Source organism: Bacillus sp. FSL M8-0077, from assembly GCF_038050255.1.
In the GTDB taxonomy this organism is placed as follows: domain Bacteria; phylum Bacillota; class Bacilli; order Bacillales; family Bacillaceae; genus Bacillus; species Bacillus altitudinis.
In genome coordinates, this window is record NZ_JBBPAF010000001.1 from 372,284 (window position 1) to 389,364 (window position 17,081).

At 41.9% G+C, this 17,081-nt stretch carries 15 protein-coding genes; 9 read left to right on the forward strand and 6 right to left on the reverse strand.

Going from position 1 to position 17,081, the window contains the following annotated elements; all coding sequences use genetic code 11:
* Positions 1-14 precede the first annotated feature (14 nt).
* From pruA to NST57_RS01965, 3 genes are all read left to right on the forward strand, one after another.
* Positions 15-1,562: an L-glutamate gamma-semialdehyde dehydrogenase gene (gene pruA, locus NST57_RS01955; protein ID WP_142153887.1), complete on the forward strand. Its 1,548-nt coding sequence runs from the start codon at positions 15-17 to the stop codon at positions 1,560-1,562.
* 125 nt (positions 1,563-1,687) lie between these two features.
* Positions 1,688-2,920, forward strand: coding sequence for a PucR family transcriptional regulator (locus NST57_RS01960; RefSeq protein WP_341297920.1), 1,233 nt, complete (start codon positions 1,688-1,690; stop codon positions 2,918-2,920).
* 102 nt (positions 2,921-3,022) lie between these two features.
* Complete coding sequence (locus tag NST57_RS01965; RefSeq protein WP_200831202.1) at positions 3,023-4,348, forward strand: arsenic transporter; 1,326 nt, start codon at positions 3,023-3,025, stop codon at positions 4,346-4,348.
* 218 nt (positions 4,349-4,566) lie between these two features.
* Here the strand turns inward: NST57_RS01965 and NST57_RS01970 are convergent, their stop codons facing one another.
* Positions 4,567-5,244: an amino acid ABC transporter permease gene (locus tag NST57_RS01970; RefSeq protein ID WP_008347854.1), complete on the reverse strand. Its 678-nt coding sequence runs from the start codon at positions 5,242-5,244 to the stop codon at positions 4,567-4,569.
* 12 nt (positions 5,245-5,256) lie between these two features.
* Complete coding sequence (locus NST57_RS01975) at positions 5,257-6,072, reverse strand: transporter substrate-binding domain-containing protein (protein ID WP_445818810.1); 816 nt, start codon at positions 6,070-6,072, stop codon at positions 5,257-5,259.
* A gap of 238 nt (positions 6,073-6,310) precedes the next feature.
* On the opposite strand from NST57_RS01975, the gene NST57_RS01980 reads away from it, so the two are divergent.
* A complete protein-coding gene (locus NST57_RS01980) occupies positions 6,311-6,640 on the forward strand; it encodes a YckD family protein (protein ID WP_017366586.1) in 330 nt (109 codons plus the stop codon).
* Between the two features lie 46 nt (positions 6,641-6,686).
* Here NST57_RS01980 and NST57_RS01985 read toward each other — a convergent pair whose 3' ends face one another.
* Positions 6,687-7,451 carry an MBL fold metallo-hydrolase gene (locus tag NST57_RS01985; RefSeq protein WP_142153895.1) on the reverse strand — a complete coding sequence of 255 codons (765 nt, stop codon included), beginning with the start codon at positions 7,449-7,451 and terminating at the stop codon, positions 6,687-6,689.
* Positions 7,452-7,566: 115 nt separating this feature from the next.
* Here NST57_RS01985 and NST57_RS01990 point away from each other — a divergent pair, with 115 nt between their 5' ends.
* Together NST57_RS01990 and NST57_RS01995 are read left to right on the forward strand one after the other, a co-directional pair.
* Positions 7,567-7,986 carry a winged helix-turn-helix transcriptional regulator gene (locus tag NST57_RS01990; RefSeq protein ID WP_200831203.1) on the forward strand — a complete coding sequence of 140 codons (420 nt, stop codon included), beginning with the start codon at positions 7,567-7,569 and terminating at the stop codon, positions 7,984-7,986.
* A gap of 24 nt (positions 7,987-8,010) precedes the next feature.
* Positions 8,011-8,817, forward strand: coding sequence for an AAC(3) family N-acetyltransferase (locus tag NST57_RS01995; RefSeq protein WP_142153899.1), 807 nt, complete (start codon positions 8,011-8,013; stop codon positions 8,815-8,817).
* A gap of 1 nt (position 8,818) precedes the next feature.
* On the opposite strand, the gene comJ is transcribed toward NST57_RS01995, so the two are convergent.
* From comJ to NST57_RS02010, 3 genes are all read right to left on the reverse strand, one after another.
* A complete protein-coding gene (comJ, locus tag NST57_RS02000; RefSeq protein WP_341297921.1) occupies positions 8,819-9,205 on the reverse strand; it encodes a competence protein ComJ in 387 nt (128 codons plus the stop codon).
* A 136-nt stretch (positions 9,206-9,341) separates the two neighbouring features.
* Positions 9,342-11,039 carry a methyl-accepting chemotaxis protein gene (locus tag NST57_RS02005; RefSeq protein ID WP_341297922.1) on the reverse strand — a complete coding sequence of 566 codons (1,698 nt, stop codon included), beginning with the start codon at positions 11,037-11,039 and terminating at the stop codon, positions 9,342-9,344.
* A gap of 126 nt (positions 11,040-11,165) precedes the next feature.
* On the reverse strand, positions 11,166-11,594 hold the full coding sequence (locus NST57_RS02010; protein WP_341297923.1) for a NucA/NucB deoxyribonuclease domain-containing protein: 429 nt from the start codon (positions 11,592-11,594) through the stop codon (positions 11,166-11,168).
* Between the two features lie 366 nt (positions 11,595-11,960).
* On the opposite strand from NST57_RS02010, the gene NST57_RS02015 reads away from it, so the two are divergent.
* Genes NST57_RS02015 through NST57_RS02025 form a run of 3 tightly spaced genes read left to right on the forward strand, consistent with a single transcriptional unit; the run spans position 11,961 to position 17,078 of the window.
* On the forward strand, positions 11,961-14,030 hold the full coding sequence (locus NST57_RS02015; protein WP_341297924.1) for a hydantoinase/oxoprolinase family protein: 2,070 nt from the start codon (positions 11,961-11,963) through the stop codon (positions 14,028-14,030).
* A complete protein-coding gene (locus tag NST57_RS02020) occupies positions 14,020-15,996 on the forward strand; it encodes a hydantoinase B/oxoprolinase family protein (protein ID WP_142153909.1) in 1,977 nt (658 codons plus the stop codon). The genes NST57_RS02015 and NST57_RS02020 overlap by 11 nt, the downstream gene beginning before the upstream one ends.
* The gene (locus NST57_RS02025; RefSeq protein ID WP_142153911.1) at positions 15,993-17,078 is read left to right on the forward strand and encodes an extracellular solute-binding protein; all 1,086 of its coding nucleotides are present in this window, start codon (positions 15,993-15,995) and stop codon (positions 17,076-17,078) included. The genes NST57_RS02020 and NST57_RS02025 overlap by 4 nt, the downstream gene beginning before the upstream one ends.
* The last annotated feature ends 3 nt before the right edge of the window (positions 17,079-17,081 follow it).

Below are 17,081 nucleotides of genomic sequence, written 5' to 3' on the forward strand. Positions count from 1 at the left end.
GGAGCGTGACAAAGATGACAACACCTTACAAGCATGAACCATTCACGGATTTTAGCCAGGAAGAAAATCGCCAAGCGTTTGAACAAGCATTAGCCAAAGTAACAGAATCGCTTGGGCAAACCTATCCGCTTGTGATTAATGGAGAAAGAATCGAAACAACAGACAAGATTGTCTCGATCAATCCGGCGAACAAGGAAGAAGTGGTTGGAACCGTATCAAAGGCTGGAAAAGAAGAGGCAGAACAAGCCATTCAAGCGGCGGCAAAAGCGTTTGAAACATGGCGCTATACGTCTCCAGAAGAAAGAGCGGGCGTTATCTTCCGCGCTGCGGCAAGCATTCGCCGTAAAAAGCATGAGTATTCAGCTCTTCTCGTAAAAGAAGCAGGGAAGCCTTGGAATGAAGCGGATGCAGATACAGCAGAAGCCATTGACTTCCTAGAGTATTATGCACGTCAAATGCTAGAGCTTGCGAAGGGTAAACCAGTGAACAGCCGTGAAGGAGAACGCAATCAATATGTGTACACACCAACTGGCGTGACGCTTGTCATTCCGCCGTGGAACTTCTTGTTTGCGATCATGGCAGGAACGACCGTAGCGCCAATCGTCACAGGCAATACAGTCGTATTAAAGCCAGCAAGTGCGACGCCTGTCATTGCTGCCCGCTTTGTAGAAGAACTGGAGCAAGCAGGTCTTCCAAAAGGTGTTGTCAACTTCGCGCCAGGTAGCGGAGCAGAAGTAGGAGATTACTTAGTAGATCATCCGAAAACAAGCCTTATTACATTCACTGGATCAAGAGAAGTGGGAACACGTATTTTTGAACGTGCGGCAAAAGTACAGCCAGGACAACAGCATTTAAAGCGTGTCATTGCTGAAATGGGCGGTAAAGATACTGTGGTTGTAGATGAGGATGCAGATGTCGAATTAGCCGCTAATGCCATTTTCACATCAGCCTTCGGATTCTCAGGTCAAAAATGTTCAGCTGGCTCTCGTGCTGTCGTCCACGAGAAGCTGTATGACCAAGTCGTTGAGCGAGTGAAGGAAATCACAGAAACGAAAACAACAGCGAATCCGTTATCAGCCGATGTTTACATGGGACCTGTCATTGATCAAGCTTCCTTTGACAAGATCACGGAATATATCGAGATTGGCAAGCAAGAAGGCCGCCTAGTCACTGGCGGAACAAGTGATGATTCAGAAGGGTACTTCATTCATCCAACCGTGTTTGCAGATCTAGAGCCAACATCTCGTTTAATGCAAGAAGAAATCTTTGGACCTGTCCTTGCTTTCTCAAAAGTCTCAAGCTTTGATGAGGCGCTTGAAGTAGCCAACAACACGGAATACGGGTTAACCGGTGCGGTCATTACAAATAATCGTGATCACATCAACCGTGCGAAGCAGGAGTTCCATGTCGGTAACCTTTATTTTAACCGTAACTGTACGGGAGCTATTGTGGGATACCACCCATTTGGCGGCTTTAAAATGTCAGGAACTGATTCAAAAGCAGGCGGTCCAGATTACCTTGCTCTGCACATGCAGGCCAAAACGATCAGCGAAATGTTTTAATATGGAAAAGCATGAACTCGTGAAGGCGGGTTCATGCTTTTTTTACCTGTCTACGACTTGTTTCTATACAAATCTGACTGGAAAGAAGTATGATAAATGTATCACTTAATCAGGGAGCAATCGGGATGGAAGAGATATTAGAAAAGCTTCATACATGTTTTGATGTCGATAAATTAATTGCATTTATTAGTGGTTATTTAAAAAAACCAGTCATTTTAGAAAGTACGGAATGTCAGCTGCTTGCTTATAATTCTTACAGCATCCAGCAGTTTGACCCAGTCAATCAGCAAACGATTTTCTCAAAGGAATGTCCAGGGGCTGTGGTGGATTGGTTAAAAAAAACAGGTGTCATTGAGCAGCTGCGCACAAATTCAAATCCTTTTTATGTGAATGGTCATGAGGAGCTCGGATTTAATCGCCGGGTGGCTGTAAGCGCCAAGCACAAACAAGAGGTTGTCGGCTTTATTTGGGTGCAGGACATTGAAGATTCTCTCTCTCAAGAGGAGCTGCAATTTTTACACGAGGCATCGTTTCAGGTTGGAAAAGTCATTTATAAAAATAAGAAACAGTTGGAGAAAAAGGAAGGCAAGATTGAAGAGTTCTTCAAAAAGGTCATGGATGATCATTTTTATACAGAAGAAGAGCTGAAATGGGAAGCTGAGAATTTAAGCATTCCACTGCCAGCTGTCTTTACTGTGATGGTTGTTCATGCCGCCGATAATAAAAGTGAGACGGCAGAAGATGTGAAGGATGTGATTAGAACCTATTTACAGCTAGAAGACAAGGTCAATCACGTCTACTCTGTGCAAGCAGACATCGTCGTGATATTAGGCAGTTTGTCAGATCGACACTCACCAAAAGCGACCGCTGCGGATGTCGTCGCCCATCTTCAATCGAAAACGCATACACACCCATCTCCTTTATATATTGGGATGGGAAGAGAATATCGAGATGTCATGAAAATGAGCACAAGTCGATTTGAAGCGATAGAAGTCGTGAAAGCAGTGAAGATTGTCGGGGGGCAGGAATTGATTCCATACGATTACGAGCATTTGGGGGTCTTCCGGTTTTTAGATTCTATTTACAGTCACCAAAAAAAGAAAAACGATTTTAATCCAGATTTGTTGCGCCTAAAGGAAAAAGACCGTGACAGCCAAACATCATTTTTAAAAACCTTAGAGGTCTACTTATTGAATAATTGCAAGTTGAAACCAGCTGCAGAGCAGTTGTTTATTCATCAAAATACACTAAACTATCGAATGAAACAAATTTTTGAAATGACGTCTATTGATTTAAGTCATTTTAGCCAGCGATGTGAGTTATTTATTGAATTGATGCTGATGAAAAAAGATCAATAGGCGTGGACTCCGCAGGTGCAAAGGATGACCTGCGGATTTTTATGCGAGATCATAAAATGGCATACAATTGCCTTATTTCGTTGTATGATAGATAAAGATTTTATGAGGAAAGTGAAAGGAGGGCCACCTTTGGGATTAGTCACCTTGGCCATTTTGATTTTCATCATGACCCTCGTCCTTGTCATTTGGCAGCCAGGACGTTTAACCATTGGATGGTCAGCGTGCGGGGGAGCGATTCTTGCACTTGCTTTTGGGGTCGTTCATTTGGGCGATGTATGGGAAGTTACCCAAATTGTCTGGAACGCCACCTTTGCATTTATTGGAATTATCATCATTTCATTGATTTTAGATGAGATTGGTTTTTTTGAATGGGCGGCACTTCATATGGCAAAAGCCGCAAGAGGGAACGGGGTCCGCATGTTTATTTATTTAACATTGCTCGGCGCTGTGGTAGCAGCTTTTTTTGCCAACGATGGAGCGGCACTCATCTTAACCCCGATCGTTTTATCTGTGGTCAGAGCGTTGAAGCTGGATGAGCGTATGATCCTGCCATTTGTCATGGCAAGCGGCTTTATTGCAGATACGACGTCTTTGCCATTTGTCATTAGTAACTTGGTCAATATCGTATCAGCCGATTATTTTCATATTGGCTTTCTTGAATATACAGCAAACATGTTCGTCCCAAACCTTGTATCGCTTGGCGCTAGTATGCTTGTGCTGTATGTGTTTTACCGGAAACTCATCCCGAAAACGTACGATGTTTCGCAGGCGAAGGAACCAGCTTCGGCCATTCGTGATCTGCGCATGTTCCGGTTATCTTGGTATGTGTTAGGGTGCTTGCTTGTTGGATATTTTGCTGGGGAATTGGCTGGCATTCCGGTGTCAATCATTGTAGGAGGCATTGCGATTGCTTTCTTATGGCTGGCAAAACGGAGTCCACAGGTGGCGACAAAACGAGTTGTCAAAGAAGCACCGTGGTCGATTGTGTTTTTCTCTATCGGCATGTATGTCGTGGTTTATGGGCTGAAAAATGTCGGCCTGACAGAAATTTTAGCGGCGTGGATTGAACAGGGGGCGTCACACGGTTTACTTGCAGGAACGATGTTTATGGGGGTTCTGGCAGCAGTGCTATCTTCTGTCATGAACAACCTCCCAACCGTTTTAATTGATGCGATTGCCATCGGTCACACAGATACAGCAGGTGTGATGAGAGATGGGCTGATTTATGCCAACGTCATCGGTTCAAACCTTGGTCCGAAAATGACCCCAATCGGTTCATTGGCGACATTGCTGTGGCTTCATGTCTTGAAGAAAAAAGGTGTGCATATTTCTTGGGGAGCATACATGAAAGCTGGAATCATTCTAACCATACCGACGCTGATCATCACGTTATTGGGGTTGTATGTGTGGTTATGGTTGATACATTAAGAGCATATCCAATGGATCTGCCAGCGTGTAGACAAACCCTCGCATTCTTTGTCAGTCCTGCGTGCCGGTGCTCACGAATGTCAAATTCGCTCTGCGCAAGTATTCGTTCTTTCAAAGGTTTTCTATCACGCTAAAAAAGAAGACAAAGGGCTAAAATAAAATTCATTTTAGCCCTTTGTCAACAATTTGAGCAGATCCCATAGGTCTGCTCTTTGTTGTTATAAATATTTTGCATAGCGTTTTTCCAAAAAGTCTTGCAGCAAGGAAACCACACTGCATATGCCCCAGTAAATCAAGGCAACCAATATATACATGGTCATATAATCGAATTCTCGTCCGCCCACAATTTTTGCTTGCTGGAAGAGTTCTGGCACAGTAATCATTGCCGCTAGTGAGGAAGCTTTGATTAAATCAAGCATGACGTTGGTTAGGGGCGGCAGTGCAATGCGCACGGATTGAGGTAAAATGACTCCGCGCATCGTTTGCCAATAGCTGAGACCAAGTGATTTGGCGGCTTCCACTTGACCACTTGGAACAGAGGAGAGAGCCGCCCGGTTAATTTCGGCAATGTATGCAGCACTATTGAAGCTGAATCCAATAATAGCAGCAGTGACAGCTGTAAATTCAATGCCGATGTAAGGGAATCCGAAATAAAGGATAAACAAAATGACCAGAATGGGAACCCCACGCATGAATGAAATATACAGCCGTGCAGGCAACCGAAGGAACCACGTATTTGCCATTCTAGCAAGGGCAATAAAAAAGCCTAGAATCGTACCAAAAAACATGCTCACAAAGGAAATGAGCAGCGTCAGCCAGATGCCTTTCATGACAAACGGAAATGACGCTTTTGCCAGTGCAGGATTAAAGATATATTCTAAATGAATATCTCCCACGGCTGCGGCTCCTTATTTAGAAATGTCGACATCTTCGACATCAACATCAATTTTCTTTGAGACGTCAGCATGATTAAAGAATTTCTCCGAAATCTTTTTCATGGTTCCGTCTTTTTTCATCTCTTTTAATACACGATTCAATTCTTTTTGAAGTTCTGTATTGTCTTTTTTCATCACAAACCCTTGTTCATTCGGCATGTATTTTAAGTCTGGATGGATCGTAATATTTAGCTTAGGGAATGCAGCAAGTGCCAGTGTTTGCAAGTAATAGTCATTTAGAATGACATCTGTACGGCCGTTTGCGACATCCTTTAAATATTGCTCGTTTGTGGCATTATCATAAATGACTTCTTTTGCACCATACTTACGGGCAACATCCATATAAATGGTCGTTGCAGCACCTGCTGCTTTCTTTCCTTTTAAATCCTTTAGCGTTTTAATACCTGACAGATCATCTTTTCTGACGATAGCTGTTCCATATGAGTATTTATAAGGTGTTGAAAAGGCGAACTTATCTTTCCTGTCATCTGTGATGTCGATATCGTTTGCAGCGGCATCCACCTGACCTGAATTAATGGCACTGAGCATACCGTCATAACCCATTTCTTTAAATTCTACTTTTACGTCAAGGCGCTTAAATGCTTCTTTGACGACTTCCACTTCATAGCCAGTCAATTGATCCTTGCCGTTCGATGTATCATGGTAAGACGTAGGATACAAGGTACCTGAAGTAGCGACCACGATTTTCCCTTTCTTTTGAATCTGATCCCACTTTGATTCTCCAGACTGAGATGAGCCTGATTGACTGCAAGCAGACATGACAAGCATGAGAGCAGACACAACAAGCAGCACCCATATAGGTTTTCTATGATAAAAACGACTCATTTAAGAATCCTCCTCTATTTTTTATACAAAACAAAACATAGCACGCTTTTTCAGTTAGGACAACGTTTTCAGACGAAAAACGAAAAAGTAAGAATATTATGTGCAATTTGCTGATGTGAATAATGTATAAAAAAGGAAAGAGTGTGCAAATTAAAATCGAATAAAGGAGGGAACGACAGAGATGAAAAAAACAAGTGGTTTGATCATACTAACGATGGTGCTATTATTTGGTTTTCAGGTGAATACGGCTCATGGAGAAACACCTCAAATGGAAAAGCGCCCCGTCACGCATCAAGTAAAATTAACGACAGAGCAACAAAAACAAATTGAAGTACTTGAACAGCAAATTTTGTCTAAACGAAAAGAAGTGATTGAAAAATACGTTCAGTATGGAGTGTTAACGAAGGAACAAGGAACGCACATCACAAAACGAATGGATGAACATTACAATCACTTAAAAAATAATGGGTTTGTTCCATTACTAAAAAAACCACAGCATCATCGACCATAAGTTTAAGAAAACCGGCAGCATGGTGCCGGTTTTTATTGTTTATGTGCTAAAAGGTCAGCGTCTCACCATCTTGAGGAACAAAAATGGCCTGATCTGCATCGTTCTCTTGAATATAAGATTTTAATGCAGCTCTTGTTAATAAACAATGATTCACGGCTTCAAGGTGACAGGCAATAATTTGAGCTTGTGGTTGAGAATGGTGAATGTCTACAATCTCTTCCTTTGTCATCGTAATTGGGTCGCCCTCTAAAAATTGGGCAGCCCCACTATTGACCACAATAATATCTGGCTGGCATGTATTCACAACCTCTTTCGGCTCATCACACCAAATGGTATCTCCTGCAATATAAAGAGTAGGCTCATCAGGATGAGAGAAAACAAAACCGCTCACTTGTCCCATCCGTTTAGCGGTTTCTCCTGTTCCGTGCTGCCCACCAGTTCGTTTGATATGAATACCACAAACATCCATTTCATCTTCAATACATGTGACATGCTGAAATCCAGCTTCTTTCACTTCCGTGCGATCTTTCTCTGATTGAGTATAGATCGGCAAAGTTTGAGCTAATCTCTTTTTTGCCTCGTCGTCAAAGTGATCTACATGTAAATGAGTGAGCAGGACAGCATCAGGCTGTAATATCTTGTCCAAATCAATGTTTGAAGGCAGCTCCACAATTGGATTGTTTACATGTTGATTGGCAGTATGCGGGAACGGTGGATAGGTTCCTTTTGCTGCTAAAAAGGGATCAATTAAGAAAGTTGACGGACCATATTGAAGGTATAAAGTAGCATTACGAATGAGTGTTATTTTCATTAGAAGGCCTCCTTTTTTTCTCATTAAGTTTAAAGTATATTAAAAGAGCCTCGTGTGACAGAGGATCATGAAAGTCTTTCAGCGGAACGACTTGATTTTTGAAAGAGGTGAGCCAATGCTAGACAAAACAGATATGGATATATTAAAAGAACTCTCAAAGAATAGTCGATTGACGATGAAAGCACTTGGTGAAAAAGTCCATTTAACCGGTCAAGCTGCTAAAAATAGAGTCTTAAAGCTTGAAGAAGAGGGGATTATTGAAGCCTATACCATTTCAATTAACTGGCGGACACGGCAGAACATGCAAACATTTTTGCAGCTCTTTACCCGAAGCCATGATCATGAACCGCTTTTATCGTTTCTCCATCAAAAGGAAGAAATCAAAAACCTGTTTAAAATAAGTGGAGAGGGCTGTTATATGGCTGAAGGACATTTCTCCAGTCATGATGAGCTTGATCAGTTTTTAACGGAGCTAACAAAGCATGCAAATTATAAATTGTCTATCGCTGTGAAACGTCTCACTCATCAAGAATAGATGAGGCGCAGGAGGAAATAACCGATGAAAAGATTAATTGAACATCAAGCTGAACCGATCACAAAGGAAAGAATCAAAGCAGATTTGGTTCAACTTGGTGTAAGTCAGGGCATGATCTTATGTGTCCACTCATCCTTGTCATCTATTGGATGGGTGAATGGAGGGACCATTGCTGTTATCCAAGCTATAATGGATATTTTAACAGAAGAAGGAACACTGATTATGCCGGCACAAACGTTAGAGCTATCTGATCCTGCTGATTGGATCAATCCGCCTGTTCCTTATTCTTGGTGGAAACCGATCAAAGACACGATGCCTGCATTTGATCCGGCTTACACAGCTCCAACAGCAATGGGAAAGGTAGCGGAGACCTTTTGGAAATACCCAGGCGTAGAAAGAAGCAATCATCCTCACTTCTCATTCACCGCCTGGGGGAAAAGGAAACATGAAGTGTTGAAACACCATGCGCTTCCTTATGGTTTAGGAGAAAATTCACCTCTTGGACGTATGTACGATCTTGATGCAAAAGTGCTGCTAATTGGTACGTCATTCGAGAGTGTGACAGCTTTTCACTTAGCTGAATATCGAATCTCGCACCAAGACCTCATGACACGAGGGGCCCCCATTTTAGAGAATGGCTGGAGGGTGTGGAAAGAGTATCAAGATATCATCACAAGAGAAGAACTATTTGAACAGATTGGTCGTGATTTTTTACAATCAGAATGTAGTTATAACCACAGTCAAATCGGGCTAGCCAATTCGTATTTATTGCCGATGAGAGAATCAGTCGATTTTGCAGAAAAATGGCTTGAGCAGTACGATCAGACGTGATCTAAGCAGTCTGAAAATCAAAATAATAGAGATCTTGATCAGGGTGCTCAGATATATAGCAGGTGAGCTGATAGTCTCCTTTTGGAATGGAGAAAGACAGTACCTGTGCCATGACGCTTGTCAGATAAACCTGATCACTTGAATGAGTAAATGGCACTGTGATGACTCTATCAACGGATGATGGAGGCTCATGTCTGTTTAATGTCACGATAATAGAAGCCTTTCCGTTATTGATGCCTTCAAAAGAAACACCTCGATCCCCAGTTGCGAATCCTTGAAGAATATCGTCATTTGTCCAATCAATCACAGGTGGCGTCGTGCTTCCAGTGTATACGGTGATTTGGTGATAGGAGATGGATAGGGGATAAGTTTTGTTTAAATCATTCATGTAAATAACTCCTTTATTCATAAAATTTTTTCAACCGGCAATCATGCTAAAAAGTGAAAGTTTGAAAGGTTGATAATTGAAGAGAATGTTAGGCAGCAAGACGATTGTCGCCGTCTTGCGCTACTGTTTGAGGGATCTAGATGTGAAATTGAGAAACCATTTCTTTTAGGTCTCCTGCTAAATGGGCAAGAGCCTCTGATGAAGCTGTTACTTCTTCCATTGCTGCAAATTGTTCTTCTGTTAAACCGGCTACTTGTTGTGAATGTTCACTCGTCAGTTTAACGGCTTCCGTGATAGAGGCAAAGGTCTGCTTCGCATCATTTGTATAAGCTGCGATTTTTTGGGATGCATCTGATAAATGTGTAATGCCATCTGCCATTTCCTTCATTGACTGCTGAATGTCAATAAATGATTCCTCTGTATGAGATATAAGAACAGCCCCTTGAGCCGCTTCCTCTCGTACTCGTTTAATGGCACTCGTCGAATGATTCATCTCTTTTTGTATTTCGGAAATGAGATGTGAAATCATGTTGGATGATGTTTGCGATTCTTCTGCGAGCTTCCTCACTTCGTCTGCCACAACCGCAAAACCTTTTCCATGTTCACCTGCGCGTGCTGCCTCAATGGCTGCATTAAGAGCAAGTAGATTTGTTTGGTTAGCGATATCTGTAATCACTTTGGAAATGTGATCAATCTCGGCTGAACGTGTTTCTAGCGCTTGAATTGCTGTACCATTCTCTTCAATTGATTTTGCAATAGATGTCATTTGTGAATTGACTTCACCGATATTTTGTACACCTTTTTGGGCCATTTCTTGTGCGGATTGGCTTCTTGTTGCCATTTGTCCAGCATTTTCAGTGATGTTTACCAGCTCGTTAGATACTTGTCTCATCGTGTGCTCACTAGCTGTCATTTGGGCTGATTGCTGTTCAGACGATTGAGCGACTTCTTGAATGGTATGGGTAATTTTTTCTGATGCTGCACTCGTTTCTTCTGCGCTAGCTGACAGCTCCTCAGAAGAGGTGGCTACTAATTCAGATGTTTTGATGACATTTAAAATGGTTTGATTTAATTTCTCACGCATCTTATTAAAGTGACCTGCCAGCTCAGAAAGTTCATCGCCTGTGTGATCTGTCACGTTGATGGTTAAATTTCCTTCGCCTGCACTCTTAATAGCAGATGCCATATGTTTGAGACGTGTCTGAATCCGCTTTGTGAAAATAGAAATAATGATAACAGAAATAATTAAACTTAACAGTAGAACCGTGACAAATTGAATAAAGAAAGACTGAAGCATTTGAGAAATCATGCTTTGATTTGCACCGGTATAGAAAATACCAATCGTTTCCCCTGTATCATTTTTGATGGGCATATAAGCCGTTTGGTAGTCTTTCCCGGCAACATTGGCTGTTCCGTAATAATTCTCGCCTTTATCCAAAACAGCGGCCTTTACTTCAGGCGAGACTTCGGTTCCTACAGCTCGTTTCCCGTTTAACATGACATTTGTGGCAACACGGGTATTTCCTTGGAAAATCGTGATTGTATCACCAGTATATTCGGCTAATTGATCAACCAATGTGTCATGGTTATTGATTTGAGTATTTCCTTTGTAAAGCTTGCCATCTTTTATCTGCCACGAGCCAGCAACCTTTTCAGTTAGGTAAGCGTATCCTAGCTTTAGATCGCCTTTTGCTTTTTCGGTGGCCATTTGCTTAATGTTCTCTGTCATTTCGCGGTTCACTACATAACCAACAACTGCTGAAAATACGATGAGGACACTTAAAAAGATCAGCATTATTTTGGCGCCAAGCCTCAGTTTTCCTTTTTTCTTCATGCTTTATACTCCTTTAGTTATAAGGTAGGTTATCCCTTCTTAAGGATTATCGGCATGAAAAAAATGTTTGATATACGTGTATGCACTTACACAGAAATTTTTGTTGTGAAAAAAGGAAAAATAGCGCTACTCGATAATAAATTGGATTCTTGTGCCATCAGGATCATCTGACAATTGATGACTTACCCAAGAGCCTGCACCTCTATTATCTGAAGGACGTACATATTTGACAGAAGCCCCTGTTCCACCTTCTTTACACATCGCCATTGGCCATTCATCACGATCATAACCACGCTTTGTTGGAATGCCATGAAGTGACCGGTCTCTTTGCTCATCACTATTTTTGCGATCAATGGTGCAAATGGAAGAATGACCTTCATCAATTGCTTCTTCTATGTGCTTCGCGGTTTCTGGATATCGATCTGATGGAAAGTGAATGGTTTTGTCATAAGAAGAGTTTGTCGTCTCTTGTTTATGTTGCTCTAGTTGGACATAGCCTGTTGCTACACCAATGACAATCAATAAAAGCAAGAGAATGGTTTTAAGAAGTTTCATAGATGCTAGCTCTCTTTCTATTTAGCGTATTTTGTAAACAGAAGTATAGCAGAATTACTTACCAATTTCTCCTCGTTTTGAAAAAACGTCTTTTAAAGTTCGAAAAACGTTTTTTACCTTTCTATGCTCTTTTCACATTTGTACAAAAATCATAAAAATTTTATTTTACTGCTCATAAAACATTTATACTTATGCAAAATGGCTTTATTATTGGTTTTTGGACTAATTTCAAGATTTTAACACACAGAAAATTCAAAAAATAAAATTGACTAAACCGATATGCTTTAATATTATGGAGTCAAATATCAAAAAATGTCGTAATTTATCAAAATATGATTCCATTTACATGGCAGGAGGGAAGTACAAATGGCGGATGTCTCTTATCGGCTCGGAATAGACATAGGTGGAACATTTACTGATTTATCGCTGATGAATGAAGCAACAGGAGAGCTCACTGAACTCAAGACACCTACAGTGACAGATGACCCAGCTCAAGGAATTATCAATGGGCTGAAACTTCTAAAAGAAAGAGGTGTCGATTTATCCAACATCCAATATCTCGTACACGGAATGACAATCGGCCTTAATACTTTATTGCAGAGAAAGGGAGCAGATTTAGCCCTTTTTGTAACGGAAGGTTTTCAAGACATTTTGTCATTGCAGCGTTTACGTCTACCCATCCCTTATGACTTCAATTCTCGATTGCCAGAACCATTGATACCACGAAAACATGTATACCCAATCTCTGAAAGGCTCATACACGATGGTTCGATCAAAAAACCTCTCCAACTGCAGCAATTAGATGATGCTGTCCAGCAGGTCATGTCTAAAAAACTAGCAGGCATTGTCATTTCTTTTTTACATAGTTATCAGAATCCAGTTCATGAATTACAAGCTAAAGCCTATATTCATCACCATTACCCACAATTAGAAGTCCTGACGTCTTCTGAATTATGGCCACAAATGAGGGAATATGAGCGGACAGTGATGTCTGTTGTCAATTTGTACATTCAACCAAAGGTGAAACAATATTTACAAACATTGAAAAGCCGCTTGAAAGAAGAAGGTGTACCAATTTCTCCATACATTACCCAATCAAATGGTGGTTTAATGGATGCAGAAAGTGCAGCCACTTCACCCGTTAAAACACTTTTTTCTGGCCCGGCAGCTGGTGTCATTGGTGCGGCGAGAATTGCAGCATCTGCAAATGAACCCAATTTAATTACGTTTGATGTTGGAGGGACAAGTGCAGATATCTCGATCATTCAAAATGGGCAGCCTACAATGGCTCAATCGAATCAGCTTTCAGGATTTCCGATCATTCTTCCATCTGTTGCGATGTATTCGATAGGGGCTGGCGGAGGTTCTGTCGCGTGGCTTGATCAAGGCGGACTCCTCAAAGCAGGACCGGAATCAGTTGGCTCGCAGCCCGGACCTGCATCGTATGGAAAGGGGAAAAAAGCAGCATTAACCGATGCGTTTCTCATATGCGGTTACCTCAATCAAGATCGGTTTGCCGGAGGACATTTACAATTGCAGCGGTCTGCAGCGGAAATAGCCTTTCAGCCAATTGCTGATCAGCTTCATAAAACGGTCGAACAAGCGGCTGACCAGCTAATTCAAGTGGCTGTTGCCAATATGTACACGGAACTAAGCAATGTCATGGAGCAGCAAGGGTTTGATCCTAGAGATTTTAGTTTGCTGGCATTTGGCGGGGCAGGGCCTGTTGTTGCGAATTTCCTTGCGAGAGAAATTCATGCAAAAAATGTGGTCGTCCCTCCAAGTCCAGGGACATTATGTGCGCTAGGTGCACTCACAGCTGATTTTATTCATGATGCTGTGTTGTCTAAGAAAATCTGCTTACAAGACTATACGATTGACGAATTAAAACAAGATTATGAAATGCTTTCCCGCAAAGCAACGGATTGGTTCAGCCAGCAAAACATTCAACATATCAAACAGACGTCCATTTTGTTATTAGCAGATGCCCGCTATCAAGGACAGGCATTTGAGATTGAATTGCCATTATCGGTGGACTGGCTAAAGCAGGAACAAGACGTCCATCATCTGATTGAAGCTTTTCACAACCTGCATGAGCGTCAATATGGCCATAGAGATGATCAGGCGAACATTGAATTTACTCATTTGCGAGTTCGAGTCATAGGTGAAACGCCTTCGCTTCCTTTCTCTCCTGTTGATGAAAGCAGCGGACAGTCTTTAATACCACAATCATACAGACGAATCTTTATAGAAGAAAAAGAGTACGAAGCATCTGTTTACAATCGGAGTACTTTGTCATTAGGTGCTGTTGTGAAAGGACCTGCCATCATTGAGCAAGATGATACGACAACATTGATTTTGCCAAACTGGGCAGGCAGCATAGACCATTCAGGAAACTTGGTGATTTCAAGGGAGGCGGCTTTACATGGGAACTGATCCAGCAAAGCTTGAGATGATGAGGAGTTATTTTAATGCGATTGCATCAGGCATGGGACATGTCATTGAGCGGACATCCTTTACAACATTCGTAAAAGAATCGGCGGATTTTGCCACAGCATTAGCCACGCCTTCTGGAGATTTCTTTGTTTACCCAAAAACAGTCGGTGTCACGATCTTTTTAGGGCTGAGTCTCAAAAAAGCGATTGAAGAAAGCGGACCGATGCAGCCGGGTGACATTATCATCACAAATGACCCTTATACGACAGACGGTTTAGCGACTCACTTGCCAGATGTCCACATCATCAAGCCCATTTTTATAGAAGATGAAATTGTAAGTTATGCTTGGTCTTTTGTTCATGTAAGTGATGTGGGCGGTCTTGTCCCTTCAAGCATTTCTCCAACTGCAACAGATGTTCATCAGGAAGGATTAAGAATTCCACCAGTGAAAATCTATGAAGGTGGAAAAGAGAATCAGGTGGTTCGTACCTTTTTAAGAGCTAATAGCCGAGCGAGTCATTTAAATGATGGAGATATTAATGCGATGATTGCCGCTGTCAATACAGCAGAAATTCGGTTAAAAGAAATGATCGAGAAATTTGGAAAAAACGAAGTGAAACAAGGAATGATTGATCTGCTGAAGCAAGCAGAGGATCGCGCAGGAAAAGTCATTGAAGCCATCCCTGATGGAACGAGTGAATTCGCTGATTACTTGGATGATGATATGATTTCGGACGTGCCGATCCGATTAAAAATCAAGCTGACGGTCAAAGGGAAACAGCTGACACTGGACTTCTCTGAGTGTGATCCGCAAGTTAAGACAGCTTTTAATCTTGTCACCAATGGTCAAAAGCACTCCTTCTTATATCAAGGATTGATCAATTACATCATTAGTAAAGATCCTTTTATTCCGATTAATGGTGGGATTACGTATCCGATAGACGTGATTTCACCTAAAGGAACGCTTGTCCATCCAGAATATCCGGCTTCTGTCGGTATTCGGCATTCCATTACAATGAGACTGTATAATGTCGTACTAGGTGCTATTGGTAAGCTGTTGCCTGAAGCAGTACCGGCGGCAGGTGCAGGTCAATCCGCTATCGTCGTTCTCTCTGTTCCTGATGATCAAACAGGGGGCAGAAAAATGTCTGTAGTCGAACCGTTAGGCGGAGGCGGCGGTGCTCAAAAAGGGACTGATGGAGTAGATGGAATTGATCATTCGTCAGGATTTTTAAAAAATACACCTATTGAGAGCTTGGAACAGCATATTGATATTCATGTACACCGATATGAACTGCTGCCGAACACAGGTGGAGCAGGGGAAAATAGAGGCGGACATGCAATTGGTTTAGAATTTGAAATGATCAAGCCAGAATCAATGGTGACGGCACGAGGAATGGAAAGAATGAAGTTTCAACCTTGGGGGTTAATGGGCGGCCGTGCAGGAGCAATTGGTGAGGTGAAATTGACCAAACCAAATGGGGAGACACAAAACCAGCCGAAAATTGATGTCATGCGTCTTGAAAAAGGCGATATTGTTCAATTGATTTCACCAAGTGGAGGAGGATGGGGGAATCCATTTGCTAGAAAGAAAGAAAAAGTCCTTCATGAAGTGGAAGCAGGGCTATTAAGTGAAGAAAGAGCACTTCAGCAATATGGTGTCAAAGTCTATCGAGATCATAATGAATGGAAAATTGATGACGAACAGACGAGCAGGCTTCGTGAAAAGATGAATGATGCTGTCGCTTGGGATTTTGGAAAACAAAGAGCAGCTTATGAGAAAGTGTGGACAGACGAAGCCAGCAGTGAACTTGCTGTGCAGCTGCGTTCATACCCAGCAAATGAGCGTACGCACTATAAACATGCGGTTCATTCTCATTTTAGTCATAGACAGGAACCGTTAACAAAGATGGATATTATTCAAGCACTTCAGTTGAATCAACAAAAAGGGGGAAACGAATTATGAAAAGAAGATTAATGACCATATTTGCAGGTGTCCTATCCATCATGTTACTGCTGACTGCATGTGGTGGAAATGGGCAAGACCAAAGTAAACAGCAGCAGACGGTGATTGTTGGTGTCTACGGAGGAGATTGGGAAAAGAATATTAAGCCAATCCTCGAAAAATTTGAAAAGGATACGGGTATCAAAGTTCAAACGGTCTCTGGGGCAGATTCTGAATGGTTTACAAAATTAAAAGCATCAAATGGTAAAAATCCACCGTACGATTTGCTCATTTTACAGCCTGATACGATTCAAAGAGGTATTGCGGCAAACGTTATTGCGCCTATTGATGAAGATCAAGCACCGAATGTGAAAAAACTTTATCGTTCTGTTCAAAAGAAACTTACTGTTGATGGAAAACAATATGCTGCAGGCTTTAGTATGGGACAGCTTGGAATTGCTTATAGAAAAGACCTTGTCAAACAAGAGCCGAACAGCTGGACAGATTTATGGAGCGATCAGCTGAAAGGGAAAGTGGCAATTTCTTCTCCAACCTATTCAGCGGGCTTACAATTTTTCTCTGCACTTGTCCATGCTCAAGGAGGGACAGAATCAAATCCTAAGGATATTGATAAAGCATTTAAAAGCCTCGCACAATTAAAAGGCCATGTAGCTGCTTTTCCAGATAACCCAGGGTCTATTCAAACACTGTTAGAACGTGGTGATGTGACGGCAGTTCCATATTGGGATGGCCGAGCATTTGCACTTGAAGAAGAAGGGATGGATATTGGATTCTCATATCCGAAAGAAGGCGCTGTGGCAGCAGTTGCGAGCTGGGCGTTAACAAAGGGAAGTCAGCATGAGGAAGCGGCTTATAAGCTATTAAACTACCTTAGCGGGAAAGAAGCTCAAGAAGCCTTCTCAGAAAAATCTTACTATGGCATGTCGAATTCTGATGTGAAATACGGAGACAAAATTAAGGGGAAAGTGAAGGTTGGCGAAAATTATTATAGCAAGCTGACTTGGGTAGATTACGAAACAGCGACTTCGGAGCTCGGTCAATGGACAAATCGATGGAATGAAGTATTAGGCGGAGGAAAATAGGTG